The sequence below is a fragment of the Gordonia otitidis NBRC 100426 genome (assembly GCF_000248075.1).
GTDB classification, from domain to species: domain Bacteria; phylum Actinomycetota; class Actinomycetes; order Mycobacteriales; family Mycobacteriaceae; genus Gordonia; species Gordonia otitidis.
In genome coordinates this window covers 1-11,302 of the sequence record NZ_BAFB01000127.1, presented here as the reverse complement: position 1 = coordinate 11,302, position 11,302 = coordinate 1, and the positions used below count along the sequence as shown (strand labels likewise).

At 64.4% G+C, this 11,302-nt stretch carries 11 protein-coding genes; 6 read left to right on the top strand and 5 right to left on the bottom strand.

Annotated elements, in window-relative coordinates; translation table 11 throughout:
* The 3 genes from GOOTI_RS13150 to GOOTI_RS13140 all read right to left on the bottom strand — a co-directional run.
* The coding region (locus GOOTI_RS13150) for an FGGY family carbohydrate kinase (RefSeq protein WP_007239086.1) at positions 1-603 on the bottom strand (603 nt) is incomplete at its 3' end.
* Positions 600-2,072, bottom strand: coding sequence for a mannitol dehydrogenase family protein (locus tag GOOTI_RS13145; RefSeq protein ID WP_007239085.1), 1,473 nt, complete (start codon positions 2,070-2,072; stop codon positions 600-602). The genes GOOTI_RS13145 and GOOTI_RS13150, both read right to left, overlap by 4 nt.
* Positions 2,069-3,109: an NAD(P)-dependent alcohol dehydrogenase gene (locus tag GOOTI_RS13140; RefSeq protein ID WP_039994087.1), complete on the bottom strand. Its 1,041-nt coding sequence runs from the start codon at positions 3,107-3,109 to the stop codon at positions 2,069-2,071. Before GOOTI_RS13140 ends, GOOTI_RS13145 begins: the two co-directional genes overlap by 4 nt.
* Before the next feature lie 124 nt (positions 3,110-3,233).
* Between GOOTI_RS13140 and GOOTI_RS13135 the strand changes: the two genes are divergently transcribed.
* The 6 genes from GOOTI_RS13135 (at position 3,234) to thpD (ending at position 9,764) form a co-directional block, all read left to right on the top strand.
* Positions 3,234-4,292 carry a sugar-binding transcriptional regulator gene (locus GOOTI_RS13135; RefSeq protein WP_039994086.1) on the top strand — a complete coding sequence of 353 codons (1,059 nt, stop codon included), beginning with the start codon at positions 3,234-3,236 and terminating at the stop codon, positions 4,290-4,292.
* Positions 4,289-5,671, top strand: a complete 1,383-nt coding sequence (locus tag GOOTI_RS13130; protein ID WP_444542607.1) for an ABC transporter substrate-binding protein — start codon at positions 4,289-4,291, stop codon at positions 5,669-5,671. Before GOOTI_RS13135 ends, GOOTI_RS13130 begins: the two co-directional genes overlap by 4 nt.
* Positions 5,672-5,689: 18 nt before the next feature.
* A complete protein-coding gene (locus GOOTI_RS13125) occupies positions 5,690-6,634 on the top strand; it encodes a carbohydrate ABC transporter permease (protein WP_233425499.1) in 945 nt (314 codons plus the stop codon).
* On the top strand, positions 6,634-7,515 hold the full coding sequence (locus GOOTI_RS13120; RefSeq protein ID WP_007239080.1) for a carbohydrate ABC transporter permease: 882 nt from the start codon (positions 6,634-6,636) through the stop codon (positions 7,513-7,515). The genes GOOTI_RS13125 and GOOTI_RS13120 overlap by 1 nt, the downstream gene beginning before the upstream one ends.
* Positions 7,516-7,557: 42 nt before the next feature.
* Positions 7,558-8,664, top strand: a complete 1,107-nt coding sequence (locus tag GOOTI_RS13115; RefSeq protein ID WP_007239079.1) for an ABC transporter ATP-binding protein — start codon at positions 7,558-7,560, stop codon at positions 8,662-8,664.
* 209 nt (positions 8,665-8,873) lie between these two features.
* A complete protein-coding gene (gene thpD / locus GOOTI_RS13110) occupies positions 8,874-9,764 on the top strand; it encodes an ectoine hydroxylase (RefSeq protein WP_039994085.1) in 891 nt (296 codons plus the stop codon).
* A gap of 51 nt (positions 9,765-9,815) precedes the next feature.
* Here the strand turns inward: thpD and GOOTI_RS13105 are convergent, their stop codons facing one another.
* Both GOOTI_RS13105 and GOOTI_RS13100 read right to left on the bottom strand, forming a co-directional pair.
* On the bottom strand, positions 9,816-10,184 hold the full coding sequence (locus GOOTI_RS13105) for a hypothetical protein (RefSeq protein WP_007239077.1): 369 nt from the start codon (positions 10,182-10,184) through the stop codon (positions 9,816-9,818).
* Between the two features lie 66 nt (positions 10,185-10,250).
* On the bottom strand, positions 10,251-11,302 hold a 1,052-nt coding region (locus tag GOOTI_RS13100; RefSeq protein ID WP_007239076.1), incomplete at its 5' end, for an MFS transporter.

Genomic DNA, 11,302 nt, shown 5'->3' with positions numbered 1-11,302 from the left:
TAATGGGGTTCGTCCGCGCAAGGCGAGACCGAGGAGGTCGGGGCGGTATTCGTCGCGAGCGGCACTGAAGTAGCCGGTCCCCGACGCGTCGCTGCGATCGGTGGTCAGCGTCGAGATATCGGTCGATTCGGATAGGCGCCACGTCAGCCAGTCGTGTGGAAGGCATACCACAGCGGTCGCGTCGGCGTTGTGCGGTTCGTTGTCGGCGAGCCACCGCAGCTTGGCGGCCGTGATCGATGCGACGGGCACGACTCCGACGGTCTCCGCCCATTTCTGTGGTCCGCCGAGGTCGTCGATGAGGTCCGCGGCAGCTGATGCCGAACGGGTGTCGTTCCACAACAACGCATCTCGTACCACTGTGCCGGACTCGTCGAGACAGATCATCCCGTGCTGCTGGCCCGCTACGGATACAGCGTCGACGTCGTCGAGTCCGCCGACCGCGGAGATCGCGGTACGCAGGGCATCCCACCAGCGGTCGGGGTGCACCTCGGTGCCCGCCGGGTGTGGCGCACCGGCGGATCTGACGACCTCCCCCGAGTCGGCATCGCAGATCACCAGCTTGCAGGATTGTGTCGACGAGTCGACTCCGGCCACGAGAGTCATGACAGCAGTTCCCGCAACGTGTCCCGGGAGCCTTTGGATCGTAGCGATTCCAGTGCCCGGGTATACGGTTCGGTGAAACCGGCACGGTCGGCGAGATCGCCGAACAGCGACCGGTCGGAGACGAAGGCGAGAGGTTCGGTCCGCGACTTCCGGGCGAGCGGAACGAGTTCGGCTGCCTTCGGGTCGTCGACGGTGATCGGATCCCCGTTCTCGTCGACACCTTCGGCGTAGCGGGTCCAGCTCGCGACCACGGCCGCGGCGAGGTCTGCTCGCCCGCCCGCGTCGAGACGCTCGCGGATCACCGGTACCAGCCACTTGGGAATGCGATCAGACGAGTCCTGGCACAGTCGCGCGATGGTGTCGGCGATCGCGGGATTGCCGAATCGTTCGAGAAGTGTCTCGATGTAGGCGTCGACGTCCACACCGGGGAGGGGAGCCAGTGTGGGCTTCGCCTCGGTCATCATGTAGCGGCGCAACAGCTCTCGCAGATCAGGGTCGGCGGCGGCGTCGTGGACGAAGCGATATCCCAAGAGATATCCGAAGTAGCACAGCGCCTGATGGCTGGCGTTGAGAAGACGGAGCTTCATGAGTTCGTACGGGGTGACGTCGTCGACCAGCTGGACCCCGACCCTCTCGAGCGGCGGTCGACCATCGGCGAACGAGTCCTCGAGCACCCACTGGGTAAACGGTTCGGCCACGACCGGCCAGTTGTCGATGATGCCGGTACGCGCTTCGACCTCCGCGGCGAGACCCGGTGGTGTGACAGGCGTGATCCTGTCGACCATCGAGTTCGGGAATGCCGTGTGTGCATCGATCCACTCTGCGAGATCGGGAGCGCGGAGGCGTGCGTAGGCGAGGAACGTGGAGCGGGCGACATGTCCGTTACCCGCGATGTTGTCGCACGACATCACCGTGAACGACGAAATGCCCTGTGCGCGTCGTCGCGCCAACCCCTCGGTGACCAATCCGAAGACGGTCGCCGGTGGCCGATCTCCACGGAGATCGGCGACGATGTCCGGATTCTCGGCGTCGAACTCACCCGTTGCGGGGGAGAAGTTGTAGCCGCCCTCGGTGATGGTGAGGGACACGATGTGGGTGTCAGGATCGGCCAATCGGGTGAGAACCGCCTCCGGATCGTCCGGCGCATACAGGTACTCGAGGATGGACCCGATCACCGACGTGTCCACGGCGCCGTCGGGACTCTTCAGCGTGAGCGTGTAGAGACAGTCCTGCGGTACGAGCGCATCGCGCATCGCGCGGTCCGCGGGCCGGATGCCGACTCCGCAGATGCCCCACGACAGCGAATCATGCTCGGCAAGGACACGATCGATGTACATGGCCTGATGCGCGCGGTGGAACCCACCGACCCCGAAATGGACGAATCCCACACCCGCCTGGGTGCGGTCGTAATCCGGCGTCGGGGTTCGGGTGATGGAGGGAAGTGCGTTGTTGTCGAGCCGGATGCTCACAGGTGCGCCTTTCGAGTGTCGGGACGGGGATCGCTGTATCGCGACAGGGCCGGGTAGACAACGGCTTTGATGTGGCCGACACGGCGATCGGCGTCGAGTGCCGTCGCGATCTCCTCGAGACCGAATCGGGCCGTCACCATCGAGTCGAGATCGACGGCTCCGGCGCTCACCAGTCGGGTGGCCGTCGGCCACGTGTTCGCGTAGCGGAACACGCCGGTCAGGATGATCTCGCGGTTCTGGATCAACGATACGGGCAGGTCCATCGTGTCGGCGCCCATACCGACGAGCACAGCGCGTCCGCCGGGACGCAGCGACCCGATTCCTGCCGCTACCGCGGCGGGTGCGCCACTGGCGTCGACGAACGCGTCGACGCTCCCGATCTCCTCGCCGGGTGTCACCGCCGACGTCGCCCCGAATCGGAGCGCGAGACTGCGTCGGGTCTCGTCGGGCTCGCTGACGACGATGCGTGTGACACCGGCAGCACGCGCGACCTGTGCGCACATCAGACCGATCGGGCCGGCGCCGCTGATCAACAACGAGTCACCAAGTCCCACCGTGGCTTTCGCAATCGATGCGATCCCCACCGACAACGGCTCGAACAGTGCCGCGGCCTCATCGCTCACGTCGTCGGGTACGGGGTGAGCGAATGAGGCCCCGATGGTCACGTACTCCGTGAGCGCTCCGTCGATCGGCGGTGTGCCATAAAACCGCATGCGGGGGCACAGGTTGTACTCGCCGCGCATGGTTTCCGCACTCGTGGGGTCGGGCCGCTGGGGTTCGATCGACACCCGCTCGCCGATGCGCGATCGATCGACACCGTCTCCTACGTCGACGATCACCCCGGCCGCCTCGTGTCCGAGGACCAGCGGTTCGCGTACGACGTGCTCGCCGATGCGCCCGTGCCGCAGGTAGTGCGTGTCGGATCCGCAGATGCCTACGGCGCTGACCTTCACCAGGACGTCACCGGATGCAGGTCGGGGTGCGGATCTGGACTCGACGGACAGGTGGCGATCGGGCCAGAGCACCGACGCCCTCATGATTCCGAGTCTCTCGTCACTCGCCTCTGCGGATGTTGCATGGGTCACATCCAGGATGTTAGCGTATTGAGCACATTCACCGCCAGTGAGCAGATGCTCACACCGGACATCAAGGGCGATGCTCATGGCCACACGCAAGAAGGCGGCACCGACCGCGCAGACCGAACACCGACATTCCGACACCGCGCAGGCGTCGCGTGCGCCGTCGCGCCCGACCACCGACAGCGGATCGGATCTGAGGTTGCTGGTCAGAGCGGCGACGATGTATCACCTGGAGGGATTGACGCAGGCTGAGATCGCAGCACGTCTGGGTGTATCGCGTCCCACTGCGGGTCGGCTCGTGGCCCGGGCCAGGGCGCAGGGTCTGGTGCAGGTGACGGTGTCCGCGCCCCCACACCTGTCGGCATCGATCCACACCGACCTCGAGCGACGCGTCGAGCAGGCTTTCGGACTCGATGAGGTGTTGGTGATCGATGAGGTCGCGGACGGGACGACATCGGGTAATGCTGCCCTCGGGCGTGCCGGGGCATCGGTCGTCGCCCGACGTATCCAACCCACCGATACCTTCGGATTCACCTGGGGGCCGGAACAGGTAGCCGTCGCCGACGCGATGGGCGCCTCGTCGTCGTGCCAGCGGGTCGTGCAGATGGACGGTTCGATGACCTCCGTCGACTACCACACCGGCGTCGACCACGCGCTCGCCAGATTCTCCGAGAGGCTGCACGCCCAGCCGTTGCGGTTGGTCGCCCCGCTCTACGTCGACGCCGAGACGGTAACAGCACTCAACCGCGATTCGATTCTCTCCCAGGCGCTTTCCGCCGCACGGGGCGCCCATGTCATGCTCTTCGGGGTCGGCTCGGTCTCCACGTCGACCACTTTGTTCGAGGGTGCCTACATCGACGCCATCGTCCTGGACGAACTGATCGAACTGGGCGCTGTCGGGGAAATCGGCGGACGTTTCTACGACGCAGCGGGTCAACCGGTGTCGTCGAGCCTTGTCGAGCGCACGGTGTCGGTTCCACTCGACGCCGTGCGGGCATGCCCCACCTCGATTCTCGTTTCCGGCGGAGTTCATCGGCAGGAATCCATCCTCGGCGCCCTGCGCGGCGGCTTCGCCACCATTCTGGTGACCGATACCGGCACCGCGGAATGGCTTGTCATGCAAGAGAAAGGCCAACAGTGAGATCACTGGGAATCCGACGTCGACGCACATCGCGGCGGCACGGCAGGTACGCACTCGCGGCGGTGTGCGCGGCGGCGTCACTGACCTTCGCCACCGCCTGCTCCGGGGCGGGATCGTTGGGCGGGGGTAGCCGTGAGGTCACCGTCGCCATGGTGTCGAACTCGCAGATGCAGGACGCGGTCAAACTCTCCGACCAGTTCGAACAACAGAATCCGGGAGTGCACGTGAAGTTCGTGACGCTCTCGGAAAACGAAGCCCGTGCCAAGATCACCGCGTCGGTGTCGACTGGCGGCGGCGAGTTCGACGTCGTGATGATCAGCAACTATGAGACCCCGATGTGGGGCAGGTACGGCTGGCTGGTCAACCTGACTCCGTACATGAATGCCGATTCATCCTATGACGCCGATGATTTCATCCCCTCACTCAAATCGGCGCTGTCCTACAAGGGTCAGATGTACTCGGCTCCGTTCTACGGCGAGTCCTCGTTCCTCATGTACAACAAGAAGTTGTTCGCACAGGCGGGCGTGAGCCTAGCCGCCACCCCGACCTGGCCGCAGGTCGCCGACGCGGCGCGCAAGCTCACCAACGACAAGACCGCCGGCATCTGTTTGCGCGGCAAGCCCGGTTGGGGCGAAGTGCTCGCCCCGCTCAACACAGTCATCAACGCATATGGCGGTCGCTGGTTCGACGAGGACTGGAACGCTCAGTTGACCAGCCCGGAAGTCGAGGCTGCGGTGCAGATGTATGTCGATACCGTTCGACGATCCGGCGAGGCCGGTGCGTCGTCGTCCGGCTTCCAGGAATGTGGAAACCTGATGTCGCAGGGCCAGGTTGCCATGTGGTACGACGCGACGTCGGCGGTGTCGGTGCTGGAGAGTCCCGACGACTCGACCATCGCCGGCGACGTCGGCTACCTGCCCGCGCCGACGATGGCCAAGAAGGACAACGGGTGGCTCTACACCTGGTCGCTCGGTATTCCGTCGAGTAGCGACAACAAGGACGACGCGTGGAAGTTCATCGACTGGATGACCAACAAGCGCTACATCCAGCACGTCGCCACGACACTCGGCGCGACGCATGTCCCGCCGGGCAGCAGATTGTCGACCTACCAGTTGCCCGCCTACCAGAAGATCTCGCAGCCGTTCGCCGAGCAGACGTTGTCGGCGATGCAGACGGCGGATCAGCTCAAGCCGACACTGAAGCCGGTGCCGTACACGGGAATTCAGTTCCTTGCGATCCCCGAGTTCCAGGATCTCGGAACCCGTGTCAGCCAGCAGATCTCGGCTGCGATCGCCGGTCAGATCAGTGTCCACGATGCACTCGAGCAGGCGCAGAAATACGCCCAGGACGTGGGCAAGTCATACCAGAGGGAGAAGTAGATCATGGCGACCGCAGTGATGACGCCACCGGCACAACCGGACGCGGGTTCGTGCACGCCGGTCACGTCCAAACGAGATCAGATCACGCGCGCCGAGGGTTGGCGTCGACGTGGGCCGTTGCTGCCCGCGCTCATCTTCATGATCGTGGTGACACAGGTCCCCTTCGTGTTCACCCTGTACTACTCCACCCAGTCGTGGAACCTGGTACGACCCGGTTCGCGTCGATTCGTCGGACTCGAGAACTACGCGGCCGTCTTCGCCGACAGCCAGTTCTGGAAGGTCACCCTGAACACGATCGTGCTGATCGTCGGAACGGTTCTGATCTCGGTGGTGTTGGGGCTCGTCTTCGCACTGCTGCTCGACCGAAAGTTCCTGGGGCGAGGGATTGTACGAACTCTGCTCATCACTCCCTTCCTGGTCACACCGGTTGCTGCGGCGCTGTTGTGGAAAACGAGCCTGCTCTCGCCGACCAACGGCCTGGTCAACTGGGCGCTCAGTCCGCTGGGAATTCACGTCGACTGGTTGTCGCAGTTCCCGCTCATGAGTGTGATGGCCGAGTTGATCTGGCAATGGACGCCGTTCATGATGCTGTTGATCCTCGCCGGTCTGCAGTCGATGCCGCGCGACATCCAAGAGGCGGCGCGCGTCGACGGCGCAACGAGCTTCCGGCTGTTCCGTGAACTCACGCTTCCGCACCTGCGGCGCTTCATCGAGCTGGGTACCGTGTTGGGCGCGATCTACCTGGTGAACACCTTCGACGCCGTGTACATGATGACCGCGGGTGGTCCCGGGGTCGCGAGTTCGAACCTGTCGTTCTACATCTACCAGCGTGCCTTTCTCGGATTCGACATCGGTCAGGCCGCAGCCATGGGTGTCGTGACCGTCGTCGGAACGATAGTCGTTGCGTCGCTGGCACTTCGACTCATCTTCAAGTCATTCACCGGAACAGAGGAGGCCGCCTGATGACTGCCACCGCAACCCCGACGACACCGCAGTCGGTCGGGTCGCCGTCGGCCACGACGATTCGACGTCGACGCGATCCGCGCGGCGGCGTGCTGACCGCGATCACGTGGATACTCGCCATCGGGTTCTTCTTCCCGGTGCTGTGGATGGTCCTGACCGCGTTCAAGCAGGAGAGCGACGCGGCAACCAACCCGCCGACGTTCTTCTTCACGCCGACACTGCAGCAGTTCCGCAATGTGTTCGATGCAGGCATCGGCACGCCGCTGCTCAACTCGCTCTGCGCCACGGTCGTGTCGACGATTCTCGTTCTCCTGCTCGGGGTACCCGCGGCCTTTGCGTTGTCGCTGCGGCCGGTGCGTAAGACCAAGGATGCGCTCTTCTTCTTCATCAGCACCAAGATGCTGCCCATCGTCGCCGCGATCATCCCGCTCTATGTGATCGTCGGGAAACTCGGGATGCTCGACAACGTCTGGACTCTCATCATCCTGTACACGGCGATGAATCTGCCGATCGCTGTGTGGATGATGCGTTCCTTCTTCCTGGAGGTTCCGGGAGAGTTGTTGGAAGCAGCCAGTATCGACGGTGCGAGCCTGTGGACCGCCGTGCGTGAGGTCATCCTGCCCCTCATCTCGCCGGGTATCGCGGCCACCGCGCTCATCTGCGTGATCTTCTCCTGGAACGAGTTCTTCTTCGCGGTGAACATGACCGCGGTCAACGCACAGACGATGCCGGTGTTCCTCACCGGGTTCATGTCCGGACAGGGTCTGTACTGGGCGCAACTGTCGGCGGCGTCGGTGCTGACCGCGCTTCCCGTCGTCGTATGCGGATGGATCGCGCAGAACAAGCTCGTCCGCGGATTGTCCTTCGGCGCCATCAAGTAGTCACTCACCGACCAACATCTCAGCGAAACACAGGAGTTCACAATGGCTTCCATCACCTACGACAAAGCGTGCTGCGTCTACCCCGGTGCCGACAAACTGGCCGTCGACTCGCTCGACCTCGGCATCGAGGATGGCGAGTTCATCGTCCTCGTCGGCCCGTCGGGCTCAGGCAAGTCGACGGCGCTGCGTATGCTCGCCGGTCTCGAGGAGATCGATTCGGGCGCAATCCACATCGGTGGCAAGAGCATGGTCGGGGTCGCACCCAAGGACCGCGACATCGCAATGGTCTTCCAGAACTATGCGCTCTACCCCAACAAGACCGTCGGCGAGAACATGGGATTCGCGCTCAAGATGCGCGGTGTGCCGACGGCCGAGCGTAAAGCCAAGGTCGCCGAGGCCGCCAAACTACTCGACCTGACAGACTTCCTCGACAGGAAGCCGGCGAAGCTGTCCGGTGGCCAGCGACAGCGGGTGGCGATGGGACGCGCTATCGTGCGCGAACCGCAGGTCTTCTGCATGGACGAGCCGTTGTCGAATCTCGACGCAAAGCTGCGGGTGCAGACCAGAACGCAGATCGCGGCGCTGCAGCGGCGTCTGGGCACCACCACGGTCTACGTCACCCACGACCAGGTGGAGGCGATGACCATGGGAGACAGGGTGGCCGTACTCAAGGACGGCATGCTGCAACAGTTCTCGACCCCTACCGAGCTCTACGATCGGCCGCTGAATGCATTCGTCGCGGGTTTCATCGGGTCACCCTCGATGAATCTGTTCACCGCACCGGTCACCGACGGTTCGGTCGGCATCGGGCAGGCCAGCGTCGACCTCGATGCGGAATCGGAGGCGGCTCTGCGCAAGTCGGGCGTCTCGTCGGTGATCGTCGGTATCCGTCCAGAGCATCTCGCGCTGGCCGGCGGTGACAGCGGCATGGACGCCGACGTCGCGCTGTTGGAGGAACTGGGCAGCGAGACCTACGTGTACGCTTCGCTTGCCGACGACTCGATCCGGAACCTCGACGGCGAGCCGATGACCGTGGTAGTCCGATCCCCAGAACGCGCGCCGGCGAAACGTGGCGACGGAATCAGGCTGCGCCAGGCCGACACCGCGGTACACCTGTTCCACCCCGAAACGGGTGAGCGGTTGAACTGATCATGTCGACCGTCTCCGCGCAGGTGGCGACCGCTTTCCGATGGTCACGGGGCCTCGGGGCCCTCGACGCGCCGGGTTTGAATACGTAGACTCCGCGAATGCATGGGCCGCAGTGTGGCTTCGTGCCGACACCGCGCCCCCGCTGCATCATGGATCAACCCTGGCTACATGCCGATAGGGCGAATGCAGATTGAGGGAAAGGATCAGCGTTGATCACAGAAACTCGAACGGCCAGCCGCCCCGTGGACGTCTACAGGACACGCCTCGCGGAGCACGGAGAAATCGAACCCCGACCCCACCCCGTGGTGTGGCCCGCCGATCCGGTCGGCCCACTGTCTGCGGGCGAGGTGGCCGGATACCGTGACCGTGGCTACCACACCGCAGAGAACGTGTTGTCCGACAACGACATCGATACCTGTCTGGCCGAGGTGGGAGCGATCACCGACAAGCTCGGCGTTGACGAACGAGTGGTGCGTGAATCGTCGAACGGTGACGTGCGATCACTGTTTGCCGTGCACGAGCTGAGCGACGCGATCGCCGAGATCTGCGCCCGTACCAACATCGCCGGTGTGGCACAACAGATTCTGGGTGACGACGTCTACATCCACCAGAGTCGTATCAATCTGAAGCCTGGCTTCGCCGGGGGGCCGTTCTACTGGCATTCCGATTTCGAGACCTGGCACGCCGAGGATGGCATGCCGACGCCTCGTGCGCTTAGTGTCTCGCTCGCGCTGACCCCCAACCTGACCACCAATGGTGCGTTGATGATCATCCCGGGCTCGCACAAGCAGTTCGTCGGCTGTGTCGGGCAGACGCCCGACGACTATCACAACCAGTCGCTGGTCTCCTACCGTCCGCCGTTCGGGACGCCCGAGGAGTCTGACGTGACCGTTCTCGCCGACGAACACGGCATCGACATGATCACGGGGCCTGCGGGATCGGCACTGTACTTCGATTCGAACTGCATGCACGCGTCCTCGGGCAACATCACCCCGTATCCGCGCAGCAATCTGTTCGTCGTGTTCAATGCGAAATCGAATGCGCTGCAGCAGCCTTTCGCCGCTGACGCGCCGCGCCCCGACTATCTCGCGCACCGCTGATCGAGTCCCGACCGGGTGTGTCGCCGCCCGACGGCCGCATACCTGGTCGGGTCAGTCAGTCGGGGCGTCGGCGAATCCGAGTCCCTCCGAGGTGAGAAAGTAGAACACCGGAAGGATCGGAAAGACGACGAGCGCGATGAGCGGGTAGACGAAGAAGCCGAGTAGTCCGGCAATCAGATAGAGCCCGATTCCCGCCACCGACCGCCACCCCCCGTGCCGCGTGTAGTTCGGTTCCACGCCGTCGGCGAGTAGGTCCGGACGTCGAATCAGATAGGCGTACAGGAGAACCCAGCTGGCACACATCGCAGCTGCGATCAGGGCGTAGAGCGCGACGGCGGTGCGGGCGTCGGCGCCGGAGAAGGCTTCGACGCGGCTGGTCGGCAGAGCCGAGAATCGCTGCCGCTGGTCCGGTGCCGTCATGCGAAGACCTCCCGGTCGGATCCGTCGTCTGATGTCGACGGTATCCCGGCCGGGAGGTCTGCGGATTCAGCTGGCGCTGCCGACCGATTGCGCGTCGTCGGACTTCGGCGTCGCTGTCGGTACCGGCTGCGGACCACGCTTGGGAATGGTCAGCGTGATGGCAACCCCCACGAACGCTGCGATCGCGCCGACGAGGAAGCACAAGCGGAACGATGTGTGCGACGGCATGTCCTGCCCGCCCATCGAGACGGTTGCTGTGGTCAGTAGCACCGCCATCACCGCAGACGAGACCGTGGTTCCGATCGAGCGCATCAATCCGTTCAGGCCCACGGCGGAACCGGCCTCGGTCATGGGCACCGAACCCATGATGAGGGTGGGCATTGCCGCGTACCCGATACCGACGCCCGACGCGGCGATGATCGACGCGATCATGAGCTGCCACGGCGAATTCATCAGGAACAGTGCGATCAGGTAACCCACGCCGAGAACGGTCGCACCGATGGCCAGCGTGTACTTGGCGCCGATCTTGTTGATCAGGATGCCCGACACCGGAGAGAAGACCAGCATCATCAGACCACCTGGTGCCATCCAGAGTCCGGCCGCCAGCATGCTCTGCCCGAGTCCGATCCCCGTTTCCTCCGGCATCTCGAGCAGCGCCGGGATGACCACCGACTGCGCCATCATGCCGAAGCCGATCGCGATGGCGGCGATATTGGTCAGCAGGACCGACGGCCGTGCGGTGGTACGCAGGTCGACGAGCGGCTCGGTCGTACGCAACTGATAGAAGCCCCACGCGATCAGGACGACGATGCCTGCGGCGAGCAGCCCCAGCGTCGTGCCGGATGCCCACCCCCAGTCGTTGCCCTTCGAGACAGCGATGAGCGCTGCACACAGGCCGATCGCCAGGCCGATGGCGCCGACGATGTCGAGGCGGCCACCGGTGGCGTCGGGCACGTGCGGCACGACGACGACGACCAGCGCCAGCACGACGGCGCCGAGAGCCGCGGCGACCCAGAACAGGGCGTGCCAGTTCCATGTCTGTGCGATCCACGCAGACAGCGGCAGGCCGATCGCACCGCCGACACCGAGGGTCGCACTCATCGCAGCGATGGCCATCG